The following is a 26291-nucleotide window of genomic DNA, read 5'->3' on the forward strand; positions in this document are numbered from 1 at the left end:
TCTATAAAGATTCCTGCTTCACTCTTACAAAATAATCTTCCTGACCAAGCTGGCCTCCTTTAAGAGCTAATTCGATTCCATTAACAGTAGAATCACTTGAGTAGCATATATTCAATGGCGCTCCAGGTGAAATAGGTGCAGCAATTTCCAGCGCTGTTACTCCGAGTTCCCTTGTTGCATACCCAGATGTATCCCCGCCAGCAACAACAAATCTTCTAGTACCATTACGGGTAGCAATACCTTTCATTATTCGCCCCAACAGCTGGCCAAGTAATTGTCCGCTTTTATCCTTTGAAATCCCCAGTGATTTTAACCTTGCTTTCGTTTCGACTATGGATGGATCATGCGGACCTTTTGCAGTATAGAGAATTAAATCCCGACCTTCTGCAAGTATCGTTTCCGCTGTATTCAACAAATTATGTAGTTCGGCCTCCCCAGAAGCTGGATGCAATAGCTCCTCAATCGGCAATTGAATGGAAACAAACCCTTCCCTTACTGCCACTTCTATCTGTTTTCTCGTTATTTCAGAGGCACTACCCGAAAGAACTAACAGCGGTGCAGCTTCACTGGATACCTTATTATCATTCGGATAATTCGGGGAACGTCTGTTTAATTCAGGTATCAAATCCCAAGCTTTCGCCAATGCATACTCAACCCCTGAGGAACCAACTATAAAGAGTGGTGCTGTTGTCTGAGCAAGTTTCCACAGTAACTTTCCAGAAGCAGTAGTATCAGTTTGATTTAAGGAATCAAACAATAATATAGAATCCTGTTTTTGCGAGAAACGCTCCCAAACCTCCTTATCGTTCCCTTCAAGCTCAAGTACGGACATTAATCCAATAGAACGGTCTGTTTGTTTGGAAAGATGTACTCTAAGATCTGCTTCATCCATCGGAGTAGCAGGATGAACGGACATAATCGGATGTCTATCCAAGCGATGAATAACATCTGAAACTGCAGCAAAGTGCTGTCCGAATACAGTATATCTGGCCAAAGGAGGTGCTCCTGCTAACACTGGTGTTATCTGCTTTTGAGGAAAGTACCTTTTTCCAATGTCCAACACACGCCCAATACTCCCTAACTCTGGTGTAGAATCAAAGGTGGAACAAATTTTATAGTGTATAACAGTCGGGTTATAATTCAACAAACGTTCAAAAATCGGAGCAAGCTCTGCTTCCAGTTCTTCAGTAGGCAAGGATCGACTTATACCTGCAATTCCAATACAATCGACATCTGGATAATTTAACCTCAGCTCCTCTGGGTCTGGCGGATCGAGAAATAATACGGTGCGATATCCTTGCAGTGCCAGCATTTCCATTGCATCTGTTGATCCAGTAAAGTCATCCCCATAAAATGCTAGTAGCAATGAATGCAATTTATTCACCATCCTTTATTGGTGCGTCTTCAAGAGCTTGGAGAGCCTTTATTAATGTTCGCTTTGCACCGGCCATCAATAAACCTGGTTCCTCACCTGCAGTGGTCATAATTTCTATTCCTAAACCTGCTTTTCCGCTTCGGTTTATATAACCAACCTCTATAAGATCTTTCAAGAATGCAGCAACTTCTGGCACACTATGACAGCCATTTTGATATCCAAAATACGGATGTTTATCTCCAAAGCGATCATCTTTCCGATCAATGGAACAATTGCCGATGTGGACATGACCAAGCCAGTTATTTGTGTTATGAACAGTTTCTTCAATATCCTCCCCAAGAAGAGGTACATGACTCAAATCCACTAAAAGTGATAAATTCGTTGTATGCTTTTCAAGCAAGTTCATTAAATGTGCTGCCATGTTACTGTTACCAAAAAAACGATTTTTGTCGATGTCAGTATCAAATAGTTCCAAGTCAAGTTGTAGGTTGCGCTCTTTTGCGGCTTTATCTAATAGCAATAATGAATCACAAAGACGTTGTAGTTCATCTTCGTATTGTTCATTCAAATTTTTGGGACCGCTGATTACAGCGACACGATCTGCCCCAGCCTCAACAGCATCATCCATCGCCTGCATGATTTGGTTGACCGCCTGCATTTGCTCTTCCTTATTGGAAGAATGCAGATTTAACTCCTTACCGAATATAAGCGGTTGTAAGAGATAACTTGCATTCATATTGGCAACTCGCAGCCATTCTGCGAATTGCCTCCTTCGATTCGAATTTGCTATTGGAGCTATTTCTATCCGTTCAAAAAATGAATCCTCTAACACAGTACGAATGGAATGCTCCCACACTTTTTCATCATTTGCAGCATTTGGCCAGAGCCCAGGATGAACTAGACTAATTTCTAGCATTTCTTGCCATTGCTTCATATGTACCTCCTAAACAAGAAACGACGCGCTGTTCCTTAGCAGATTGATAGCATGCATAAACAATCCGTTGGGAGATCATATATTTCTCTCCTTCTGTTTCAAAATAATCCCTGTCTCCGGATAGCAGTCCATCAATAAAATGCTGATGTGTTGAAATGACGCTGCCGCCTTTCCAGCCTTCCGGTATTTCATAAACATGTTCTTGTTCTGTTGCGCCACGCAAGGTAATGAAAATCCGGCCATCTTCAGCCAATCTTAAATTTCCAAATTCCCCTTCGACATTCATCCAACCATATGTTGGGGGGCGTACCTCTTCCGTATAAACCACTCTATTAGCATCATATATACCTGTCATTCCATTAACAAAGTTAAACAATACGATAGCCGCATCCTCACCCTTTATAAGTGGGTTCCAAGTATTTGTTTGGCAGTATACTCTTTCAATCTCACCAAACAAATATCTAAATGTGTCCACCCAATGGACACCAGTTTCATACAGCAAAAACTTTTCCATATCTTTAAAATATGGCTGCATTGGGTAAGGAGACTGACCGAAGCCATCGCCAGGTCGCATCGAGAAATACACTCGGAACAAGCGTCCAAGCTGGCCTGAATCTATTATTCTGCGAATCTCTCGATACCAGCCTTGCCAACGCCAGTTTTCATTAATCATGATTGGTACACCTTTATCTCGGCAATAGCTCACCAATTGCTCACTTTCCTCTTGGCTTGGAGCGACTGGTTTTTGACATAGAACTGGGATACCATAATCAGCAGCAATTTTAGCATATTGAAAATGAGTGGCTGGTGGTGTACAAATATCCAAAAAGTCAGGATTCAATTTTTCTATTAAACTATAAATATCAGTATCTGCTCCTGAGAATGGGATTTGATGCTCCATTGCAAGCTTATTTGCACCCTCAACATCTTTGCTGACAATCGCTACAATTTCACCGCCTTTAACATGTGCCCAAGCATCCATTTGGATTTGTGCAAAATGTCCTGATCCGATGATAATACCTCGAAGGCTTTCCATTACTTTGCCCCCTCATATAGCTTTATTAATGATTGAACTACTGCGTCTCCCACTTCTGACGTCGAAGAAGTACCACCAATATCTCCAGTGCGAATTGTACCCGCTTTCAATACTTCTGCAACTGCTGCCTCAATGTCTTTTCCTGCTTGAATTAAACGATTATCTTGATGATGTTCACCTAACCAATCCAACATCATTCCTGCTGATAGAATGGTTGCAACAGGGTTGGCAATCTGTTTCCCTGCAATGCCTGGTGCTGACCCATGAGCAGGTTGGAACATAGCGTGTCGATCGCCGATATCACCTGATGGTGCAAGACCAAGCCCGCCAATTGTCGCTGAAGACAGATCGGACAAGATGTCAGCAAACATGTTTTCAGCTACTAAAACATCGTATTGCGAAGGCTGGATTACTTGATAGAAGGCCATCGCATCCACATAAGCATAATCCTTGTTAATATCAGGATAATTCCCCGCTACTTCATCGTATATTTTTCGGAAGTAAGCATACGAGCTTAAAACATTGGCTTTATCCACACATGTTACTATTGATTTACCATCCACTGGACGTCCTTGTCTCTTTGCAGCTAAACGAAATGCATAGTCAACGATTTTTTTTGTACCATTTTTCGTAATGATGATAGTATCTGTTGCTACTTCATCACGAACATTGCAGCCTCCTGTTCGTGAGGCATACAAGCCTTCAATATTTTCACGAACAACAACATAATCAATGCCTTTGCCACTATCGCGAAGTGGCCCTGGAACTCCTTCATACAGCTTTACTGGACGCACACCCGCATACAAATCCAAGTCAAAACGTAAGCGGAAGATTACATCACCATTTACTTCCCTTCCATCAGGGTGTCGCGCTTCAAACAAACCGATAGCACCCATCAGCATGGCATCTGCTGATTTACATTGCGAAAACTGTTCTTCTGTCATGGCTTTTCCCGTTTTCAAAAATTGTCCAGAGCTAGCACCATTGTGTTCAAATTCAAGATCGAATGTGCCATGCATCTTTTGAACAGCTCGTAATACCTTCAACGCCTCTGCTGTAACCTCAGGTCCAATTCCGTCTCCATCTAACACAGAAATATTATATCTACTCATTACTTTAACCCTCCCCGTTTTATTTAAGTACTGCTTTCTTTTCCAATACCTCTCCAGATTTCAGATGTATAACTGCCTTCCATTCCTTATCCTCCGAATTAACAACTGTTGGTCCTTGGTACCAGTTAAATACAAAGTTTATGAAGAAAGGATCATCATAGCTTAAGTGTTCCAGCTCACCGTTTTTGAAAAACTCTACATAATCAATGGTTTCCGGATATAAACTAGCCAACCTAATCCAGCGCTTTCCATCTACAGTAATGTCTTCTTCAAAACCTTGTAAGTAGAATTGCTCCTCAAACGGTATTTCTGGAAGCGAAATACCAATAAATTCAGCCATACGCTGTGCAAAAAAACGATCTTCTCCTTCCGTAATTCTCCAATCTGTCGGTGGTTCTTGTTTCGTTAAGTTATTATAGTATCCCCAAGATGTTGTCTGACGGACTGCCACTTCCATATTGCCAAGCGCTTGTGAATCTTCGTTACATACAATCGGAGAATTCGGCGCCCAGCTCTTAAGCTGACAAATATCATTGTAATACTGCTGCCTTGTGCGGTCATTGCCATGATAGAATACTACATCGCTTTCTTTAGCAACTTCCTCACTGATCATCGGTGCAGTTGAGCTGCAGCCCACTGGAAGTCCGCCTGATTCATTACGGGCTATTTCCATAAGAGAAACAATTCCCTCAGGAAATTCTAGTAATGAATGCTTCTTCGTCAAATCATGCTCATTAGCCACCTCGATTATTACATTCGTGTAGCCGCCACTTTTTAGAAATCTTGCCGCTGTTCGTGTTGCTTCTATAACTGCGCGGCCATTCTGTAATCGTTCTGCCTGAAAGAAGTAGAAGAAGCTAACGATTACGACCATGCCAATGTCATCTGCTGCACGAATCAATCGGTCCAATCTATTCGCATAAGCAGGGTCAAAGCTTGTGCCATCAGTGCCGAACGGGTTATTGTTAATCGGCTCATTAAACAAGGTAAAGCAAGGGCCACCGCCTTGTAATCCAACTGTAAAGGCACGCAAACCGTGGGCGTACCAATCTGGGAGTGCTGCTATTAGATCATCTGTGTTTTTTTCTGCATCAAACGTTTTACCAAAACGGTTAAAACGGCTTGGATTTTCACTATCATCGAAAATCCCTTGAATAAATCTTGCATTCATTAATAAGCCATGCGCTTCTTTTCGACTGCCAGTAATTCCTGCGTATACTTTTTTGTCATTAATATAAAAGTCAGTTCCTTCAATACTAAGTACAGTCTTTCCCATAAGTACCACTCCTTTTACCAGTATCCATTTCGGTTAATTAAGAATTAAATTTCAACTCATATGGCAGGCTTTATGTATTATAATTTCTTTAATTTAAAAATCCTTTTTGGATTCAAATAAAATATTGTTTCCAGCTGCTCATCAGTTAATCCAATATTATTGTATTTTGCTAACTCCACTGGAATATTACTGATATGATCTGAACCCATAATGATTTTTTCTATCCCTACTTGATCAATCATCTTTCTAGTCATATAGGTTTGACACCATGATGGTTCAAGAAAAATATTCTCACAATGCTTTGCAGCAACCAATGCTTCATCGGCATACACAGCAAAGCCCGCATGACAAAGGATAAATGACACATCTGGATAACGCTTAGCTGGATCAATCATTAACGACGGTAACGAAAACGGATTACCTGTTCCAGTATGAACCAACACCGGAACCTGATATTTACTCGCCAACGAATAAATCTTCTCACAATGTTTAGACAACGGGCTGATGTTATGTCCTAAAGGATGCAGCTTTATGGCCACAAAGCCCAATTGTTTAATGCACCGTTCTACTTCATTAACATAAATCTCTTCTGCTAACCAAGGATCTAAACTTGTCATCCCAAAAATACGATTTGGATATTTCTCCATCATTGTACCAATCGCAGTATGCACATCAAAAACATTCTCTAATGTTGGCTGCGGCATGACAAAAGCAGCTTCAATTCCATACTTATCCATCGCATTAGTTATATCTTCTTCCGTTGTACTAACTCCTGAAAACTTGGAAACTCCTAAATGCATGTGAGTATCTATTATTTTTATTATTAACACTCCTTTGAAATATAGTGGTGTATACATTGTATACAAGGTATACACATATATTAATCGCTTACATAATGTATTGTCAAACAATTTTATTAATTTCTTATCTTTCGTTAGGGAACAATGCAAGAATTCATATATAAAAGAATCATGTATTAATACTGCTTAGCATAAATATCAATAAAATAAAAAGACGTCAGATCCCTTGGTTATATAGGAGTCTGACGTCTTTACAACAAATTTAAATTTACCTTGTTCTAAATAAAATGAAAGATAAGTGAAAATATAAAATTGCTGCGGCTAAACTATAAACTATAAGTGGAATAACATCTACTAGACTAAACTGTACATTCCCATTAAATAGAATAACTAAAATAATACCAACCAAAACACCTGCTAAGGAATATAACCCTAATCCAGCAAAGTATTTTGCTACCTTTGACTTTATACCTCTATTATCTACAAAGCTGTCAATCCATTTAGAAATAGGGATTCCAGCTAGAAAGTAAACGGGTCCAGCATAAATAATGGCAAAAAGAAATATTTCAAAAAATCCAAAATAATATGTATTAATTTCCCGATATGAAACAGGTGTGTAGGCAATCCAAGCGTATATTGTCGCAAATAATACAACTGATACAGCAGCTGTAAATATCCTCTTCATATTTCACTTCCTGTTAATAAAATAAAAATACCATTCACTTATTAGTCACTAATTATAAAAAACTACGACAAATACATTTTTTGTGTTTTACCTACGAAGCTACTTTTACCTGTGTAAGCTAACATACTTTCCAGAATTGATGATTAACACCTCAGACTAATAATAAGTGTAAAAAAACATTAACCATTAGATTAATGTTTAAAAAATCCCTTTATTGGCTTATGGATGAAGCCAATTGCAAAAGCACAGTAACAACATTCGATCCATATTCTAGTTTTGCGAATCCAGCAAACATTTAATACACTCAGCAGTCCGCTTACCATTGACAGACACACTAAAGGATAACTCTCACTATATTAATGGCCAATATTATCGCTATCACCACTAATTGGTTCGATTATTTCCCCATTTTTATCTGTTATGACACTTTCCTTTTTCTCATTGGGTTCTTTCACAGTTGAATAATAACCAAAGGACACAATGATGATAGCAGCCAACACAATAGAAATGATCTTCTTCATAGGAACTCCTTCTAAACGCTTCTAAGATATTTGTTTGAACAAGCAATTACTTTTAATAAACTGTATTTTACATATTTACAATAATATCTCCAGTTCTAAATCGTCAATAAATCGCATTGAATTTACTATAAATTATTCTTCTAATCGGTTTTTATTACCTATAAAAAAAAGAGATTTATACATATTATAAAAAGAACCCAACATCAAATGGATACAATTTGTTGCTGTCGGATTAGTTTAAATAAGCCTTCTACGAAAGAAATCTGTTTACTAAAGATTGTTACTATCTCCACCCTTGACTTCTTTATAATCTTCATCTGACCATACAAAATTACTGATAGTGAAGACATTAAAACTATAGTCCTTTAATAAATCTAGCGCTTCATTTGTGAAGCTATAACCTATGGCTATTTTTTTTGTATCAGAATCTTGTTCTATTCTTTTTAACATTTTTTTCACATCCTTCTCGAGGATAACTCTGTCTGGAAATATCAAGCCACTAACACTTTCATCGCTGTTAGGAATAATTCTCCTATACTTTAGCGAAACCATTTTTTGAAGTTGTTTGTAGGTCTTATTTTTGATAATAAGAGGTTTTATTATTGTCTCCTCCCTCTATCTGAAAACCGGACTTTCCTGGCTCTCACGTTTTATAATTTACACTAGCACATTCCCTTTCTCAGTGCATGATTTCGGCCAAATATTTGACACCTCCATGTCAAAACTTGAGGGTTAATTTCACTTTTCTAAAGTCAACTCAGGATATATAATGAGATTAATCGAAAGGAGGAGTCATAATGAAACAATTAACTCTTCATCAAAGGCACAATAAGCATAATAAACGCATAGCAGAATTTCATAAAAACCATGAGATTGAAATTCAACGTGGTGAAAATGGGAGCGGTTTGTTAGCTAAATGGGAAAGATTTTTTTATAATAATGTAATTTCTCCGTTAAAGAACGGGAAGCAATAACTAACTATTAAATGAACTGTCACCTGGTACAGTTCATTTTTAATTTAAATTTCGCGTCATATACGAATCAGCTAAACTGCTCATTCAATTTGATTAACTCCTCTTTTTATTCCCGGTTCTCTTACTACTTCATTCTTATATAAAAAGTTCATGTAACTTTTACAACTCCCTTAAAAAATAGGCACTTCCTACATGTAGTAAAAAGGAGTTAAACCTTAAAACAAGATTTAATTTTTCTACGTTTAACTTAATAAATAAAAGTATATCTAATCCTTTATTTATCAAGGCTCCTGATGGATTTACTTATGCCTATTGATACCTGCCATAACTAAAAAGTTCATTACATTATGTTTAACATAAAATACATACGGGTATCTAGTATACATAAAAATTTATGGTTTTATAAAAAGAACTATTGTATTGAATGATAGCAATGTCTGGATATAGTTAAATTTATTTTATGATGGGAGGAATACACCTATTTACCTGTGTTAAATGACTTACGTTGGTTGTTGTTTTTAACCTGAAGATTTTGGCACTTATAATTATTTATACATACAGTATGCTTCAGATGCTTTTGCACACAATATGATACATAAGCAGTACCATGAGTAACATTAGTTTAACTCATTTGTTCTCTTTGTATAACCACACATCACGGAGTTGAAAAAATGAAATTTAATAAGAAGAAGATTAACGTTGTTGATATCCAAACAGCGAAGAAAAGTGTGTTCGCAACAGGAGTAGGAAATGCAATGGAATGGTTTGATTTTGGTTTATATTCCTACTTAGCTGTTATTATTAGTCAGAACTTTTTTAGTGCAGTTGAAAATGACGAGTTAAAATTAGTATTTACTTTCGCGACTTTTGCCATCGCCTTTTTAATGCGTCCATTAGGCGGTATTATCTTCGGTAAAATTGGTGATAAGGCCGGAAGAAAAGTCGTCTTAACTACAACAATTATTTTAATGGCGTTTTCTACATTATTGATTGGGTTATTACCTACTTATGATCAAATTGGAATATGGGCTCCTATCCTGTTATTAGTCGCAAGAATTATTCAAGGATTTTCAACTGGAGGAGAATATGCCGGTGCAATGGTCTATATTGCCGAGTCATCTCCTGACAATAAGCGCAGTATCCTTGGTAGTGGATTAGAAATCGGTACACTTACAGGTTATATATTGGCTTCACTTGTAGCCAGCATACTCTTTATTACCCTATCAGATGAACAAATGGCCTCATGGGGATGGAGAATCCCATTCTTGCTTGGTTTACCGCTTGGGTTCGTCGGAATGTATTTGAGAAAAAGCCTAGAGGAATCACCTATTTTCGAGAATGAAATTTCTACAAATGAGGCTGAGGAACAAGTAGAAGAAGGCTTCTTCTCTATCCTAAAAAATCATAAAAAAGATATTATTGTCTGTTTCGTGTCTGTAGCCTTCTTTAATGTAACAAATTATATGTTACTATCCTATATGCCTTCTTATTTGAACGAAATCATCGGTTTATCAAGCACAACAGGTACTATTTTAATTACACTTGTTATGGTTATCATGGTGCCACTAACATTACTTTTCGGTAAGTTAAGTGATAACATCGGAAATAAAAATGTCTTCTTAATTGGTTTAGGCGGATTATCGCTTTTATCTGCGCTAGCTTTTTATCTCGTGAACATGAATGGTTTAATATTCATTTCATTAGGTATCCTGATTCTTGGCGTGCTGCTTGCAACGTATGAAGGCTCCATGCCAGGTTCGTTACCAGCAATGTTCTATACTGACATACGCTACCGAACATTATCTGTAACGTTTAATGTGTCTGTTTCCATATTTGGTGGTACTACACCATTAGTTTCTACATGGCTCGTTCACCAAACAGGCAATAACTTAGCACCTGCTTGGTATTTAACAATCGTAAGCGTAATTGGATTCTTTGTTATTCTATTCTTATTTAAGAGTACAACAGGAAAGTCCTTAAAAGGATCTTATCCAACAGTTGCGACGAAATCTGAATTTAAAGAAGCTGTTGCAAATCCGGAAGATGCCTTATGGTGGAAAACGGAACAAGAATAAACCACTTGGCTAAGGCACTCTTCTAATACAGATGCTAATGCCCAAATAAGCTGCCGTATGGCAGCTTATTTACGTAATAAATGTTCAAGCTTTTCTAGATTAACAACTCGCCTGTAAAAACCAACTGCAGAATGTCTGGTAAATGATTTTTATATATGCTAACCCATTGATATCAGGCTATCTATTCCTTTCATACTTTAACAAGTACAATTTAATTACCTGTTGCAATTGCCTTTACCGGATGCCAATTGTCACCGTGTTTCTCAAAATACATTTTCATCCTCATCGGCCATGTCCTTCTAAAACCATAAATTCTTGCATCAAGCTTAGTATCACAATCTAAAATGGCAGTATTTTCATTTACCTTGATGGAAGTTTTCTGTGGCATAGTATGGAAGTATCTCATTTCTTCGTTGTCAATTTGTTCGAGCCACTCTTGTTTATTTTGGTGGTATCCAGTCATATGAACTAATATATAATCTTTATCAAGGATACCTTCCAATGTCTCCGTATCTTTATTAACCATCGCTTTATCAATTTCTTGATAAATGGATAAGATGATTTTATCGTCAATCATATCAATAACACCTACTTAAGAAGTTTTCATTTGCTGATAATAATGACTGGAAAGTTTTATTAACTAGTCCAGCCATTAAATCCGCCACACTTTTACGTGAATTTTCGTGCCCTCTAACTGGTTCCCTTTTTAAGGAATCTCAATATCAGTTTCATCTTTATTTAAAAAGTGAAAACATTATTCCACTGGTTTAAGTGGTCCATAAAAATAAGAAGCTGTTGCTCCTCCGTCAATTAGGAAATCAGAACCGGTAATGAAAGCACCTTTAGGCTCCAACAGCAGCTCAGCCAAATTTGAAACCTCATCAGCAGTTCCTGGACGGCCAGCAGGGCTCTTGGCAAACATACTCTTATAGAATTCTCCTCTTGGACCATTAAACTCGTCTAATGCCAATGGTGTTACAATAATACCTGGTGAAATAGAATTGATACGAGCATTTTTTTCACCCCAACGTATAGATTCAAACATAACGCGCTTCACATTGCACCGCTTCGCCATTTGATAAGCGTGCAAGGTATCTATAATATTTGCTGGTCGCAGGACTTCCAAGCTAAGGAGTTCTTCCGTTGGTGTCGTGGCCAGCTGCTCATCCATTTCAATTCCTAGTTGTGGCAATCTATGCCCAGACTGACTGGAAATGGTCACACCAACGCCTCCTGGAGCAATAACCTTACCTACTTCCTCCAGCAATACTGCCGTTCCGTACAAATCCACCTTTAAGATCGTTTCAATAGTCGCCTGACTAGGTGACACCCCAGCTGCATTAATCAGAGCAGTTATTTCACCAAACTTCTGACCCTCCCCAATCAAATTCAAAATAGATTGTCGGGAAGAGATGTCCGTCTCGACAGGTATTATATCAAATCCAGCCTCTGTCATAATTTTAGTTATAGCCTTAGCGTTATCTAGGTTTTTATCACCAACAATAATTTTCTTACCAAACCCAATTCTTCTAGCTATCGCCATGCCAATCTGCCCAGCACCTGTCCAAAGTACAACTTCTTTCATGGTTTTGCCTCCTTACTTTTATTCCATCATGTTTGTTAAATTTTGTGTGGTCTCTTTATTTGTTGATATAAGACATATAACTTTACCAAAAATCACCCAGTTTTTTTCAGTAAAATGCTGGTTTATCTCCCTCTGTACTAGGCTTACTTACACCAATACTGTGGCGAACCTCTAATTCAGGAGATTGCATTAATTTTACTACTAGTGAGGCGATACTCTTTCTAGATATTTCCGTTCCCTTAAACAATTCCCATTTTTGCGTCAGTTCGTAATCTACTTCATCTTTATCAGTGAACCAGGCACCTCTTAATATTGTAAAATCAAGACTAGAGCTTTCAATTATATTTGCCGCTCTTCGAAAATCAGGCAGACTACTGCCACACATTCTTTTATTCCATTCTCCAAACTTACCTGGGACCTCATCATAAATACCAAGAGCACTTATAAAGATTCCCCTTTTAACACCTGCAGCTTCCATTGCTTCGACAATGCTTTTCGTGTTGTTCGCGATATCCGGGCTTCCTATATTAGAATAGACAATATCCTGATCTTTCATTGCTTTAGCTAGCATCTTTACATCTAACACATCTCCTTCTACAATGTGTTCGCGACTTGAGTCTGAAAGCTTAAGTCTCCGTGAGTTGCGTAAATAATGGGTAACTTGAACGTTTTCTTTTTTCAACAGCAACTCAGATACAAGCCGTGCGATTTGGCCATTTGCTCCCAATATTAATACCTTTTTCAATATAAAGTGCTCCTTCCTATTATCCTCTTCTATTAAAAAATGGATTATCCAAATAAGATGGAAATCCATTTTTTAACGACATTACAGTGTAGACATGTCAATTACAAATCGATATCTAACATCACTGCTTAGTACACGTTCAAATGCATTATCCACTTGATCTGCACTAATTACTTCAATCATTGGAGCAATACCCTGCTCAGCAGCATAATCTAGCATTTCCTGTGTTTCTTTTATTCCGCCAACGTTGGAAGCAGCAATACTTCTACGCCCAGCAAACAGAGAGAATACACTATATTGATCTGGTTTGTTTGGCAGACCAACATTAACAAGTGTTCCATCGACTTGAAGCATAGATAAATACGCATCGACATCAAGATTTGCTGACACTGTATTTAAAATAAGGTCAAATTGACCTGCCAATTTTGTAAATGTTGCAGCGTCACTTGTTGCATAAAAATAATCAGCACCTAATTGAAGTGATTCCTCCTTTTTATTCATAGTTTGGCTCAAAACTGTTACTTCTGCACCCATTTTATGTGCAAATTGAACAGCTAGATGACCGAGGCCTCCCATTCCAACTATCGCTACTTTTTTACCTGGGCCTACATTCCAGTGCTTCATTGGTGAATATGTCGTAATACCTGCACATAATAAGGGACTAGCAACATCCAATTCTAAGCTATCCGGGATTTTTACAACAAAGTTTTCTTTCACAACGATTTTTTGACTATATCCTCCATATGTTAAATTGCCATCATAGTCAGTGGAGTTAAATACTACTACAACTCCTTTTGTGCAAAACTGTTCTTCCCCTTTCAGACAGTATGGACATTCCATACAAGAGTCAACAAAGCAGCCAACTCCAACACGGTCACCTACCGCATACTTTGACACTTTCGACCCTACTGCTGATACAACTCCAGCAATTTCATGACCTGGAACCATTGGGAAGACCCCGCTCCCGAAATCATTATGGGCATTATGGATGTCTGAATGGCAAATCCCACAATACATAATATCGATTAAAATATCATCTGGTCGTAAGTCTCTTCTTTCTATTGTTGTTTGTTCAAATGGAGCTTTTGCACTCGGTACACTTAATACACGACTTGTAATGTTTTGATAATGATTACACATACTTTCCATTCAACCCTTTCTTTATCCTGTTGATTTAATTACTAGTCTTCGTGATTTATTAGGCATCTGTCTATTATTATATATAAGTTTAAAATGTTTCCTATTGTTAGATTCAGCTAATTTGTTTAGTAATGAACAAATCAAATTAAATTGTTCATTAACCTATAATGTCATCTCCTGTAAAAAAATGATAATGAAAATGGCCCTCATCCTCACAATGAGAGCCACTTTGCCTATAAATTCAAGGAAGATTATCTTCACTAGTGCCCTATACTACACTCTTTTACCAGAAAATAAATAAGTACAAATAAACCCAAAGATGATTAATAGAGTAGCTAAAAGTCCTCCTTCTAACCCAAAAGAACCACCTGTCAATATATCATTCCCACTACTAACATCAATTGTATAGACACCATATGGCGTTGTTCCACTTACAGGAAAGCCGAAAATATTTCCTTGAAAATAGTTCCATGTAATATGATAGCCGATTGGCGTCCACAAACTCTGTGTTTTGTCATACATGTAAGCAAATAGTATTCCGACTAGGAAAATATTAAAAATTCCAAGTGGAGTCACATTTTGATTAGCTAAATGGGCAATTCCAAAAATCAGGGCTGAAACAATGTAAATCGTTCCCTTGCGTCTCCCTCTATCTGCAAGGGTAGACATGATATAGCCTCTAAATACAAGCTCTTCAAACAAACCAACGAAAATAAAAAAGATTAAGTAGGTAATAGAATACGTAGAAAAGTTTGGGTTGGAAAGTGTGTTGATTAATTGTATATTTTCAGTAAATAACAGGATAAAGAAAATAATAGCAATAGATACTGCTCCTAATAGTAAACCAAATAGTATATTTTTTAGGAATGAACTAAAACCCATTTCATGAAGTTTCTTTTTGTTTAAGAATTTCCATAATAAAAGCAATGAAATTAAAGCAGCTGTATAACCAAGTGCATAAGAAAATAAATCTAACCACGGTCGTTCAAACATAATATCACTTCTATCCATTCTTAACACATCTGTACTGTCTGAAGACACCGTCCATAATGCGTACATTTCGACTGGAAGCATAAAAATTGCCTGCACAATAAAAGTAACTAGCAGTGTTACAAAAATAAGCCACCCTGGTCTTACCTGACCATTATTGTTTTTAAACAAGATGCTTTCCCTCCTTCTGTTTAAGTTATAGGCCACTACTTGTAAACCAATCTACTAAAAAAGCGAAAGGATTCTTCCTCTTTAAAAGCCATGTAAATTTCCGTGCAACATGAAGGTTATTATGAAACTTAATTCTTTTCTTTTAAAACTTACAAATATATACATATTATACAGTATATTTCATTACTAAACATAAACATTTTTAATAATCAAACACTTTTGCATCAGCTGAAAAATAAATAATCAATTCCGCAAGCTTAATACTTTTCGTCCTCCATATAGATTATGGACATTTTCTAAAATTATGTTCATTACTATACACATTGCTACTTTTTGACAATTGAAAGATTCACATATAAATTTATACTAGTAATGAAAACTAAAAAAATGTGGAAAGTGAGGAATTGCAATGGAATATACTAAACTTGGTAACACTGGATTAGATGTATCTAGACTTTGTCTTGGTTGTATGGGTTTTGGAGTAAAGGAACGCTGGATGCATCCTTGGGTAATTGATGAAGAGAGCAGTCGCACAGTTATTAAACAAGCTCTTGAGTTAGGTATCAACTTTTTTGATACTGCTAATGTATACTCAGATGGTACGAGTGAAGAATTTCTTGGACGTGCCCTTAAAGACTTGGCAAATCGAGATGAAGTTGTCATTGCAACAAAGGTTTACTTTTCATTAGGCAAGGATTTAAACAGCAAAGGTCCAAATAGCATGGGATTATCGCGCAAACATATTATGAGTGAAATTGATAAAAGTCTTACACGTCTTGGAACAGACTATATTGATCTGTATCAAATCCATCGTTGGGATTACAACACACCTATTGAAGAAACAATGGAAGCCCTCCATGATGTAGTGAAGGCTGGCAAGGTAAGATACATAGGCGCATCAGCCATGTATGCATGGCAGTTCTTAAAGGCAAATCATATCGCTGAGAAGAATGGCTGGACAAAGTTTGTATCGATGCAAAATCATCTTAACCTTATATATCGGGAAGAGGAACGGGAGATGCTGCCATTATGCAAGGAAGAAAAAATTGGCGTAATTCCATACAGCCCGTTAGCATCAGGCAGATTAACCCGCGATTGGTCTGAGGATACTCTCCGTTCTGAAACAGATGCAACGCAAAAATCGAAATATGGTTCAACAGAACAGAATGACCGTTTAGTTGTGGAACGAGTTGCAGAGCTAGCCGAAAAACATGGCGTAGCAAGGTCCCAAATAGCACTCGCTTGGCTGCTACAAAAGGAACCAGTAACAGCTCCGATTATAGGTGCTACGAAAGTTTCTCATCTGGAGGATTCTGTTGGTGCTTTAGCTGTGAAATTAACAGCAGAGGAAGTCTCCTACTTGGAAGAGCCTTATGTTCCACATAATGTGGTTGGAGCATTAAAGTAGTAAAGCTTTGCATTTAACCTTGATTTGTTGATTCAGCAGGAAACTTGAACAGAACATAAAAAAGCCGATTTTCTAAAAGAAAATCGGCTTGAACTACTCTTTATTTTTGTAGGTTATCTCACTAGTCCTGTCAAAAACTCAACTGTTTCTGGATCAGAATGAGAGAAAAACAGACTTTTTTCTTGATCTAGCTTTTCAATCTTATTCATATCCTCATTGGTTAATTCAAAATCAAAGACTTCAAAGTTTTGAATCATTCTGTCTTTCGATACCGTTTTTGGGATAACAACAACATTACGCTGGATAAGATAACGCAGAGCCACTTGGGCAACAGATTTACCATAAAGCTCTCCAATCGCTTTAAGGGTTTCATTGTTAAAGAAGTCATTTTTACCTTCTGCAAAAGGTCCCCAAGATTCAATTTGTGTCCCATACTTCTCCATTATTTGTTGAGCTTGCTTTTGTTGGTTAAATACATGTGTTTCGACTTGATTAACCATTGGCTTGATTTCACTAAACTGAGCGATATCAATGAAACGGTCAGGATAAAAATTACTAACACCGATCGCTTTGATTTTACCTGCTTTATAATACTCTTCCATCGCCCGATATGTACCGTAGTAATCATTAAATGGTTGATGTATTAACATTAAATCAATATATTCTGTTTGTAGTAAACGCAAAGATTCGTCAATAGATGCTTTAGCTTTCTCGTACCCTGCATTTGAAATCCATACTTTTGTTGTAATGAAGAATTCCTCACGAGGGATACCACTTTTACGAACTGCATTTCCAACTGCTTCTTCATTTCTATAGGCTTGAGCAGTATCAATTGATCTATATCCCACTTCAATTGCTTCACCTACGACACGCTCACATTCTTCTAAGTCACTAATTTGATAGACTCCGAAGCCTAAAATAGGCATTTTTATTCCATTAGCTAACGTTACAGTTTCCATTTGGTATTCCTCCTATATGTTTACTATCTTGCACTTCAAATCTTACTTCCTTCGTGTTACACTAAGTCAACTCTTAAGTTTCTACAGCAAAAACTCGCAGAGAAAGTGATTAAAAATGTGTTTCATTAACATCAATTTTTGATAATGCATTGTTTAGGCTGGCTAATTCTTCAACTGTCAATTCGATATCTGCTCCGCCAAGGTTTTCTTCTAATCTGGTTAGCTTGGTTGTACCTGGTATCGGAATGATAAAGGGTTTTTGCGCAAGCTCCCATGCTATTACAACTTGAGCAGATGTAGCCTTTTTACTTTCTGCTACTTCAGCAATTAAATCTAATAGCTTCTGGTTATGATCTATCACTTCAGGTTTAAATCTACCCATTAAATTTCTAAAGTCACCTTCTTCATATGATGTATCCTTTGTATATTTCCCGCTTAAAAAGCCATTTCCTAATGGACTGTAAGCAACAAAAGCAATATCAAGCTCTTCACAAATATCAAACAATTCGCTTTCTGGTTCACGCCACATCATAGAGTATTGATTTTCAATGGCAGCAATCGGACATACAGCATGTGCACGCTTCATATAGTCAACCGGTGCATTCGATAAGGCCCATGCTTTAATTTTCCCTTCAGCTATTAAGTCCTTCATCGTTTCTGCAACTGTTTCTGGTTCTATATTTGGGTCAATACGATGCTGATAATATAAATCAATGTAATCAACCTTTAATCGTTTTAATGAGCCTTCTAGTTGTTCTCTTATAGATTGCGGTGAGCTATTTAAAATATTTTGAGGGCGATCGTTTATGATTTCTTGACCCGTAATTCCAAATTTAGTTGCGATTACCACCTGATTTCTAACTGGAGAAAGTGCTTCACCTAATAATTCTTCATTGGCTTCGCCATAAATAACTGCAGTATCGAAGAAATTACATCCAAGTTCAACAGATCTACGAATTAATTTAATCATTTCTTCACGATTAGCCGGTTTACCATAAGCATGGTCCATCCCCATACACCCTAAGCCAATTGCCGATACCTCTAACCCGCTTTTTCCTAATTTGCGTTTCTGCATAATTTCCCCTCCTTCGAAAAATCTCCGCTTCTAAAATGGTTAATTGCTTTTACACCTTAAGAATACCCTATTTTTCAAATAATACCTTTACCAATAACTATCAAATGATTGCCTAATCCTCTTAGAATTATCCACTCGACATAATTTAAGCCCATCCATTCTATTATGTATGGTGAGCTGAACATATTAATAAAATAAAAACACATCTAATCCCATATATATCTTTGATTTAGTCGTTTGTTGTATATACCAAAAGCAAATATTAGATTAACTATTTGTGCTAATCAAATACAAAACCCATGCCTGAAATGGTGGCATGGGTTTCAAATATATTTACGATAATCTCTTGCACAAAGATTATCATTTCAAAGCTAATATTAGTTTGTGAGTGAATGAACCGGCTGTTCTAAGCCTAAATTTCCACGCAGTGTATCACTTTCGTACTCAGTACGGTAAATCCCTCTTGCTTGCAGCTCAGGAATGACATGGGTAACAAAGTCTGTTAGTGAATCTGGCAGCAATGCAGGCATAATATTAAAGCCATCTGCCGCGCCTTCTCTGACCCATTCCTCCATCTTGTCAGCTATTTGCGACGGAGTTCCGATTGCTATATGATGTCCGCGTGAACCTGCAACCCATTGATAAGTCTGGCGCAATGTCCAGTTTTCTTCCTTCGCTTTCTTTAAAATCATTTCATGTTTACTTTGAATAGCATTAACCGTCTCTGGAAGTTTAATATCTATAAACGGTGTGTCCAATGAAATTCCTTCAAAGTCGATGTCTCCAAAGTACCTGCCCAATATGGCAAGTCCTGCTTTTGGAATGATTAACTCCTGCAATGCCTCATATTTTTCTTGTGCTTCTGCTTCTGTCGCACCGATAATCGGCATAAAACCAGGCATAATACTTAAATTGCTTTGCTTGCGATCATATAATTCCATTTGACCTTTTAGTTCCTTGTAAAAGCTAATTGCATCATCTTTGTTTGCTTGGGCAGTAAACACAATTTCTGCATATTTAGCAGCAAAGCGTTGACCATCACCTGATGACCCTGCTTGGACAATGACTGGATGCCCTTGTGGTGATCTTGACACATTCAGTGGTCCTCTTACAGAGAAGAACTCACCTTGATGGTTAATTTGATGGAATTTGTTTTTATCAATAAACTGCCCTGATTCCTTATCAATCACTAACGTGTCTTCTTCCCAAGAATCCCATAGCTTTTTTGTTACTTCTATAAATTCAGTTGCTCTTCGATAGCGGGCACTGTGTTCTAAGTGCTCTGTCTTATTAAAGTTTTCAGCAGTAGATGCCAGAGAAGTTGTTACAACGTTCCAACCTGCACGACCTGCACTTATATGATCCAATGAAGCAAACTTTCTAGCAACATGGAATGGTTCTTCATATGTAGTGGATGCAGTTGCTACTAACCCGATATGGTTTGTAGCAGATGCCAGATACGATAACAACGTCATTGGCTCAAATCTAGTCAGAATATTTGGATGTGAGTTTTCATCAACTGACAGGCTATCTGCCAAGAATAATAGGTCGAATAATCCTTTTTCCGCCATTTGTGCAATTCCTTTAAAATATGTTAGATTCATAGAGGCATTCTCAATAGCATGTGGGTGTCTCCATGAAGCAACGTGATGACCCGTTCCAGCTAGAAACAAGCCTAATTTCACCTTTTTTGGTTGATCGGTCATTTAGAATTTCCTCCTTAGCTTTTTAACCCTCTTTAACAATACAAAAAATAAAATCTTTCTTCTGTTAACAGAAGAAAGATCAAATAATAATACATAAAAATTAGTCATGCACAGCAAGCCTAAAATAATCTTTTACGCTTGCAAACCAGTTATGACATATATTATTTACTCAATACATTAACTGCTAGTTGAGCAAAATATTCAGATGCAACTTTAATTGCTTCTTCATTCAAATCATATTCAGGATGATGCCACTCTTGCGGTCCATTAACACCCATCCATACGAAAAAGCCTGGGATGTAAGTTTGATAAAACGCAAAGTCTTCTCCACCTGCACTTGGCACGCCATCAACAACAGTATAGCCAGCATCTGCTGCAGTTTTGCGCACGATTTCTTCCAGGCTAGCATCATTGTTAACGACAGGTAAATAATCATCCCATATAAATTCAACGGAACCACCATTTCCTTGCGCAATGGATTCAGCTAAGTTCTTCATTAGACTAGGAATCGCTGCTCTTGCTTCAGGCTGGAATGTCCGGACCGTGCCTTCAAGCTCAACAGAGTCAGGAATCACATTCCATGTATTTCCGCCGTGGATGCTTGTTATACTTATAACTGCATTATCAAACAAGTTTAATCTTCTTGCGATGATTGTCTGGACAGATGTTACATATTGACTAGCAATCACAATCGGATCAATCGCATTATGTGGTATGCCCGCATGTCCGCCAACACCATTGAATTTAATTTTAAATTTATCGACACTTGCCATTAATCCACCTGATTTAACACCAATCGTACCTACTGGCAAATCAGGTTTATTATGCATCCCGAAAATGGATGAAACACCTTCTAATGCCCCTTTTTCTACAGCTATCTTCGCTCCTTGAGCAATTTCCTCTGCTGCTTGGAAGATAAATCTAACACTTCCGTGTAAGTTATCCTTTTGGTCATTAAGAAGAATCGCCGCTCCTAATATCGAAACAGTATGGAAATCATGACCACATGCATGCATTTTTCCGTCTGTTTTCGATTTAAAGGGTACCTTTGTTTCTTCTTTTATCGGTAAAGCATCAATATCTGAGCGAATTGCAATAGTAGGTCCTGCAAATGCACCCTTGATTTCTGCAACTACACCTGTTTCTAAATCAAGTGGCAGAATCGCTATATTGTTTGATTCTAACCACTTTTTAATATGAGCAGTTGTATTGAATTCCTCAAAAGCAAGCTCTGGGTTTTCATGTAAATATCTTCTTTTACCAATTAAATCCTCTAATAGTTCATTAGACATTTTCATGATTGTTATTCATCTCTTTCCAGTGATTTTAAAAATTGTTTCGTTCTTGGATTTTTAGGACGATGGAATAATTCCTTTGGATCATTTTCCTCGACTATATTTCCATCTGCCATGAAAATGACACGATTTGCTACTTCCTCAGCAAATTTCATTTCATGTGTTACGATAATCATCGTCGTATTTTGCTTGGCAATTTCCTTGATAACCTGAAGTACTTCAGAAACCCATTCCGGGTCAAGTGCAGAAGTCGGTTCATCAAATAAAATTGCATTTGGGCTAACTGCAAGCGCACGAGCAATCCCGACACGCTGCTGCTGCCCTCCAGATAAAGTCGATGGATACTGATGGAATTTATCCTCAAGCCCAACCTTAATTAACAGCTCTTTTCCAATCTTCTCCGCTTCCTGCTTACTCATTTTCTTTGCAACAATTAAAGCTTCCGTTACATTTTGCAAAGCTGTTTTATTCTTAAACAAATTATAGTTTTGGAAAACCATCGCTGTTTCCTGACGCAAATTATGGACTTCTTTTCTGCCCATTTTAGCTACGTCAACATTTGTTTCGCCAATATGGATAGTGCCTTCTTCAGGTACTTCTAATAAATTTAGGCAGCGTAATAATGTTGATTTCCCTGATCCAGATGGTCCTATAATCGCCAAGACATCGCCACGGTCGACGTGTAAATCAACACCATTTAAAACGGTATTTTTACCAAAACTCTTTTTCAAGTTTTTTACAGATATCATGGTAATACTCCTTTAACTGATGTACGGTTTTTCCATTCGCTTTTCAACTACTTGTTGGATTAACGTAACTAAAATAATCATTACCCAATATAGCAATGCCAACGCTAAGTATGTTTCAAAGAATTTCAAGGAGCTTGCCGCTAAGATCTTTCCTTGCGCAAATAATTCTACGATACCCAGTGTAAAAGCTAGGGAAGTCTCTTTAATTAGACCAATAAAAACGTTGCTGCTTGCCGGAATCGCATTACGAGTTGCTTGTGGTAATACGACCCTCCGCAAAGCTTGAGCTTTTGTCATTCCGACAGATAAACAAGCCTCTACTTGCCCTTTATCGACAGAGTTCAGTGCCGCTCGGAAAATTTCCGCTAAAAATGCCGATTGCTTTAAGCTAAGTCCCAAAATAGCTGCCGTAACTGCAGTCATTCCTGTTAAACCTGGGAAAATTTGCGGTAATCCGTAATAGATTAAAAACAGCTGTACTAATGTTGGGATTGCTCGGAAAAATGAAATATAAATTGTTGCTAGCTGTTTCAAAATAGGTATATTCGACCTAGTAATTAACGCTAGAATTAAGCCGCCAATAACGGAAAAGAACATAGATATAACAGCAAGAAATAATGTGAATGGTATTAATTTCAATAGTGCCGGAAAAATTTCTATAAAGTAACCAAAATCGAGTTCAAGATTCATTTTGTTCCTCCAAATTATTCCTTAACTGTGATGTCTTCACCGGCAAAATATTTCTTAGATATATCTGCTAACGTTCCATCCTCACGCAGCTTCTTGATTTCTGTATTAAATGCTTCCGCTAATTTCTCACCATCTTCAGTTTTTGCAAATGGGAATGAAACATCTTCATACACAAATGGGTCTCCAACGAATTTCAATCGCAGATCGCCTTTTTCAATCTCAGCAATTAAAGATGATTTTGAGTTAACATAGCCATCGACACGGTTGTTGATTGCGTCATTCATTGCTCCGTCACGTGTTTCATATGTTTTTGCGATAATTTCAGGATCGAAGTTTTCAAGATTCTTAACATTGTTTGACCCTAATACACCAGAAACTGTTTTACCTTTTAAATCATCTAAACTATCGAAATCATTGTCTTTATTTGTAACAATTGTAGCCCCTGCATATGCATATGGCTCAGAGAAATTGTATTTTGCTTTTCGTTCTTCTGTTACAGCAACAAAGTTTGCTACAGTTTCAATCTTTCCAGTTTCTAATTGACCCATTAATCCAGCAAAATCTGTTTTAACCCACTCTACATCGTAGCCTAAGTCTGAAGCGATCTTTTCAAACACTTCTACGTCAAATCCAACTAATTTGCCATCTTCTTCATAACCGTTAGGATAACTTTGTGCCGTTGATCCTGCACGAAGAACTTTCTTTTTGCTATCCCCTGATTCTTCATTTCCACTTCCGCAAGCTGCTAATAAAAGAATAACTGTTATAGTAATAAGTACGAGTAATTTCTTTTTCATGATGTCTTCCTACCTTTTCTTATAAGTTTTTGCTAATAATAGCTTTTCTAAATAGATGGTTACATGCCCTTTGCCTAAATCAGACTCGCCAACCTTTTCATAACCACGCTTTACATACATATCTGCAAGCCAAGGATGCTCCTTTGCTGTACCCAATGATACAGAAGGACAATGAAGCGTGTCTTTCAAGTAATCATTTTCAATGAAATCTAGAAGCTTTGAAGCATAGCCCTTTCGCTTATACTCAGGTGCTACTGCAACCCACCAAATATGTGGTATTTCATACGGGCCATGATGGCTGCTCCATGGCATTCGGATGGAAGCTGTCGCTACCATTTCATCGCCATCCTTCATATAAAAGCAAATATTTTCATTGATATTTTTTTCTACTAGCTGCTCATCCGCTGTTGCCGCTGCAAAATTAATACCAAGCTCACGTATTGTTGCATATCCGCGTAACGATAAATCTAGTAATGCTTTAATGTCCTTATTAGTTGCTTGATGAAAGGTTAAATTACTCATCTAATAATCCACCGCCTTTAATGGATTGAATGACCTCATCAACCTTTTGGCTTGCAAGACCTGTATACTGACTTGGATCAAGTAGCTCATTAATCTGTTCGTTAGACAGCACCGAACCTACTTTTTCATTTGATGCCAGCAATTCTTTAAATGGAACTTTTTGTTCAACTGATGCCATCGCAAGTTCATAAACAAGGTGATGTGCTGTTTGTTTCCCTACTTTTTCCGATAAGGCAAACATAACTCGTTCAGATAGGATTAGACCACCTTGCATTTCCAAGTTTCTCATCATGTTTTCAGGTTTTACTACTAAACCTTGTAAAACATTGATCGTACTTTTCAATTGCGAAGAAAGGTATAAGCAAATTTCCGGCAAAGCAATCCATTCACTTCTCCAGCTCATTGCATCACGCTCATGCTCCATCACTAATGATTCATGAAGCAGTGCTACACTGTGCAGAATAGGTTTTGTTAAGCTTGCGATCCCTTCGAAAATAGCCGGGTTGCGTTTATGAGGCATTGTTGTTGAGCCAACATTCCCTGTTTTAAATGGCTCTTCAACTTCATCAATCTCTGTACGCATTAAATTATAAAATTCATTCCCTAACTTCCCTAGAGAACCACTTATTAAACCAAGCACAGAACCATACTCAGAAACTCGGTCACGAGAAGAATGCCAGCAAATATCTGGAGTATCCAATTCAAGAAGCTCTAACGCTCTTGCTTCTACTTTAGGACCACTACTGCCTAATGCTGCATAAGTACCAACGCCACCCGCTAGCACTCCAGTAAAAACTCTCGTTTCCACAGCAAGTAATCTTTCTAAATGACGCTGGAACTCACTTAATACAACTGCCATCTTAAAGCCAAATGTAGTTGGTAAGCCTTGCATTCCATGCGTTCTTCCAGGCATCGGTGTATCCTTATAAGTAGAAGCTAGTCCGATTAACAGCTCCGCAACCTGCTTAACATCCCGCTTAAGTATTGTATTTGCTTCTTTCAACTGAAGAATCATCCCTGTATCCGTTACATCCTGTGTAGTTACTCCAAAATGAACAAATTCTCCATACTCTCCAGAAAGTGACTGTAAATGATTAACGGTTGCCATTAATGAATGCTTTAATTTCGCAGCCTCTGCTGCAATTTTGTCAATTTCAAAGTTTTCTATTTTGGCAGCAGCTTTAATTACATTCCCTGCTTTTTCGGGAATGACTCCGAGTTCACTTTCTGCCAATGCTAATGCTGCTTCCACATCAAGAATTTTCTGTAATCTATTCTCATCATTCCAGACAGCGCGCATTTCCTCTGTACTAAAATTATTTTGTAACATTCGTAAATCTAAGACATGTGAACCCATTATGTTAACACTCCTAAGTTGATATCCTGAATATATATACTAGCGTAACTTTTCGAACAATTAATTTATACAATTCCTACTTTTATAGTGTGAATTATATCATAGAGATTTTAACTTGCAACAATTATTTTAAAATTGAAAATGCACACACAACTTAGCTTGGTTAAAATATATTGGGAAATGGACATTGCGGAATAAATAAAAAAACTGAGTTTGATGGAATATCAAACTCAGCATGCAAAGGTATTTTTTTCAGGGTTTTACACATATTCCAATTAACGCTAATTGCTCCGTTATCTGCATTTGTTCATCTC

Annotated in this window: 26 protein-coding genes; 3 read left to right on the top strand and 23 right to left on the bottom strand. The window is 37.4% G+C overall.

The genetic code is table 11. From position 1 onward, the window contains the following. Position 1: 1 nt before the first annotated feature. From CEQ21_RS07210 to CEQ21_RS07250, 9 genes are all read right to left on the bottom strand, one after another. A complete protein-coding gene (locus tag CEQ21_RS07210) occupies positions 2–1375 on the bottom strand; it encodes a four-carbon acid sugar kinase family protein (RefSeq protein ID WP_419181575.1) in 1374 nt (457 codons plus the stop codon). A gap of 1 nt (position 1376) precedes the next feature. Next, complete coding sequence (locus CEQ21_RS07215) at positions 1377–2309, bottom strand: sugar phosphate isomerase/epimerase family protein (RefSeq protein ID WP_185763891.1); 933 nt, start codon at positions 2307–2309, stop codon at positions 1377–1379. After that, positions 2278–3345, bottom strand: coding sequence for a Gfo/Idh/MocA family protein (locus CEQ21_RS07220; protein WP_185763892.1), 1068 nt, complete (start codon positions 3343–3345; stop codon positions 2278–2280). The genes CEQ21_RS07215 and CEQ21_RS07220 overlap by 32 nt, the downstream gene beginning before the upstream one ends. Continuing rightward, a complete protein-coding gene (locus CEQ21_RS07225; protein ID WP_185763893.1) occupies positions 3345–4457 on the bottom strand; it encodes an isocitrate/isopropylmalate dehydrogenase family protein in 1113 nt (370 codons plus the stop codon). Before CEQ21_RS07225 ends, CEQ21_RS07220 begins: the two co-directional genes overlap by 1 nt. A 19-nt stretch (positions 4458–4476) precedes the next feature. Continuing rightward, the gene (locus tag CEQ21_RS07230; RefSeq protein ID WP_185763894.1) at positions 4477–5733 is read right to left on the bottom strand and encodes a hypothetical protein; all 1257 of its coding nucleotides are present in this window, start codon (positions 5731–5733) and stop codon (positions 4477–4479) included. Between the two features lie 77 nt (positions 5734–5810). Further along, positions 5811–6533, bottom strand: coding sequence for an amidohydrolase family protein (locus CEQ21_RS07235; RefSeq protein ID WP_185763895.1), 723 nt, complete (start codon positions 6531–6533; stop codon positions 5811–5813). A 268-nt stretch (positions 6534–6801) separates the two neighbouring features. Further along, entirely contained in the window at positions 6802–7218 is a 417-nt protein-coding gene (locus CEQ21_RS07240) for a hypothetical protein (protein WP_185763896.1), read from the bottom strand. 356 nt (positions 7219–7574) lie between these two features. Beyond that, positions 7575–7739 (bottom strand): hypothetical protein, encoded by a 165-nt coding sequence (locus CEQ21_RS07245; RefSeq protein ID WP_185763897.1) that lies wholly within the window; start codon positions 7737–7739, stop codon positions 7575–7577. Positions 7740–8009: 270 nt separating this feature from the next. After that, entirely contained in the window at positions 8010–8189 is a 180-nt protein-coding gene (locus CEQ21_RS07250; protein ID WP_185763898.1) for a hypothetical protein, read from the bottom strand. Positions 8190–8536: 347 nt separating this feature from the next. Between CEQ21_RS07250 and CEQ21_RS07255 the strand changes: the two genes are divergently transcribed. Beyond that, positions 8537–8713, top strand: coding sequence for a hypothetical protein (locus CEQ21_RS07255; protein ID WP_185763899.1), 177 nt, complete (start codon positions 8537–8539; stop codon positions 8711–8713). 671 nt (positions 8714–9384) lie between these two features. Then, entirely contained in the window at positions 9385–10788 is a 1404-nt protein-coding gene (locus CEQ21_RS07260; RefSeq protein WP_185763900.1) for an MFS transporter, read from the top strand. 211 nt (positions 10789–10999) lie between these two features. Here CEQ21_RS07260 and CEQ21_RS07265 read toward each other — a convergent pair whose 3' ends face one another. The 5 genes from CEQ21_RS07265 to CEQ21_RS07285 all read right to left on the bottom strand — a co-directional run bounded on the left by CEQ21_RS07265 (position 11000) and on the right by CEQ21_RS07285 (position 15419). Further along, on the bottom strand, positions 11000–11365 hold the full coding sequence (locus tag CEQ21_RS07265) for a nuclear transport factor 2 family protein (RefSeq protein WP_185763901.1): 366 nt from the start codon (positions 11363–11365) through the stop codon (positions 11000–11002). Positions 11366–11542: 177 nt separating this feature from the next. Beyond that, positions 11543–12373, bottom strand: a complete 831-nt coding sequence (locus CEQ21_RS07270) for an SDR family oxidoreductase (RefSeq protein ID WP_185763902.1) — start codon at positions 12371–12373, stop codon at positions 11543–11545. 106 nt (positions 12374–12479) lie between these two features. Next, positions 12480–13118 (bottom strand): SDR family oxidoreductase, encoded by a 639-nt coding sequence (locus tag CEQ21_RS07275; RefSeq protein ID WP_185763903.1) that lies wholly within the window; start codon positions 13116–13118, stop codon positions 12480–12482. Between the two features lie 81 nt (positions 13119–13199). Beyond that, on the bottom strand, positions 13200–14258 hold the full coding sequence (locus CEQ21_RS07280) for an NAD(P)-dependent alcohol dehydrogenase (RefSeq protein WP_185764136.1): 1059 nt from the start codon (positions 14256–14258) through the stop codon (positions 13200–13202). Positions 14259–14531: 273 nt separating this feature from the next. Next, complete coding sequence (locus CEQ21_RS07285) at positions 14532–15419, bottom strand: CPBP family intramembrane glutamic endopeptidase (protein ID WP_185763904.1); 888 nt, start codon at positions 15417–15419, stop codon at positions 14532–14534. Between the two features lie 409 nt (positions 15420–15828). Between CEQ21_RS07285 and CEQ21_RS07290 the strand changes: the two genes are divergently transcribed. Continuing rightward, positions 15829–16827, top strand: a complete 999-nt coding sequence (locus tag CEQ21_RS07290) for an aldo/keto reductase (protein ID WP_185763905.1) — start codon at positions 15829–15831, stop codon at positions 16825–16827. A gap of 113 nt (positions 16828–16940) precedes the next feature. Here CEQ21_RS07290 and CEQ21_RS07295 read toward each other — a convergent pair whose 3' ends face one another. The 9 genes from CEQ21_RS07295 to purB form a co-directional block, all read right to left on the bottom strand. Beyond that, positions 16941–17786, bottom strand: a complete 846-nt coding sequence (locus tag CEQ21_RS07295) for an aldo/keto reductase (RefSeq protein WP_185763906.1) — start codon at positions 17784–17786, stop codon at positions 16941–16943. Positions 17787–17895: 109 nt separating this feature from the next. Further along, positions 17896–18861 carry an aldo/keto reductase gene (locus tag CEQ21_RS07300; protein ID WP_185763907.1) on the bottom strand — a complete coding sequence of 322 codons (966 nt, stop codon included), beginning with the start codon at positions 18859–18861 and terminating at the stop codon, positions 17896–17898. A 377-nt stretch (positions 18862–19238) separates the two neighbouring features. Continuing rightward, positions 19239–20567 (bottom strand): LLM class flavin-dependent oxidoreductase, encoded by a 1329-nt coding sequence (locus CEQ21_RS07305; protein WP_185763908.1) that lies wholly within the window; start codon positions 20565–20567, stop codon positions 19239–19241. A 161-nt stretch (positions 20568–20728) separates the two neighbouring features. Continuing rightward, positions 20729–21859, bottom strand: a complete 1131-nt coding sequence (locus CEQ21_RS07310; RefSeq protein WP_185764137.1) for an amidohydrolase — start codon at positions 21857–21859, stop codon at positions 20729–20731. An 11-nt stretch (positions 21860–21870) separates the two neighbouring features. Then, positions 21871–22611 (bottom strand): amino acid ABC transporter ATP-binding protein, encoded by a 741-nt coding sequence (locus CEQ21_RS07315; protein ID WP_185763909.1) that lies wholly within the window; start codon positions 22609–22611, stop codon positions 21871–21873. 12 nt (positions 22612–22623) lie between these two features. Then, positions 22624–23301 carry an amino acid ABC transporter permease gene (locus CEQ21_RS07320; RefSeq protein WP_185763910.1) on the bottom strand — a complete coding sequence of 226 codons (678 nt, stop codon included), beginning with the start codon at positions 23299–23301 and terminating at the stop codon, positions 22624–22626. Positions 23302–23315: 14 nt separating this feature from the next. After that, positions 23316–24101: a transporter substrate-binding domain-containing protein gene (locus CEQ21_RS07325; protein ID WP_235907220.1), complete on the bottom strand. Its 786-nt coding sequence runs from the start codon at positions 24099–24101 to the stop codon at positions 23316–23318. A gap of 6 nt (positions 24102–24107) precedes the next feature. After that, positions 24108–24620: a GNAT family N-acetyltransferase gene (locus CEQ21_RS07330; protein WP_185763912.1), complete on the bottom strand. Its 513-nt coding sequence runs from the start codon at positions 24618–24620 to the stop codon at positions 24108–24110. Further along, a complete protein-coding gene (purB, locus tag CEQ21_RS07335) occupies positions 24613–25977 on the bottom strand; it encodes an adenylosuccinate lyase (protein ID WP_185763913.1) in 1365 nt (454 codons plus the stop codon). The genes CEQ21_RS07330 and purB overlap by 8 nt, the downstream gene beginning before the upstream one ends. Positions 25978–26291: the final 314 nt, after the last annotated feature.

Source organism: Niallia circulans, assembly GCF_007273535.1.
In the GTDB taxonomy this organism is placed as follows: Bacteria; Bacillota; Bacilli; order Bacillales; family Cytobacillaceae; genus Niallia; species Niallia circulans_B.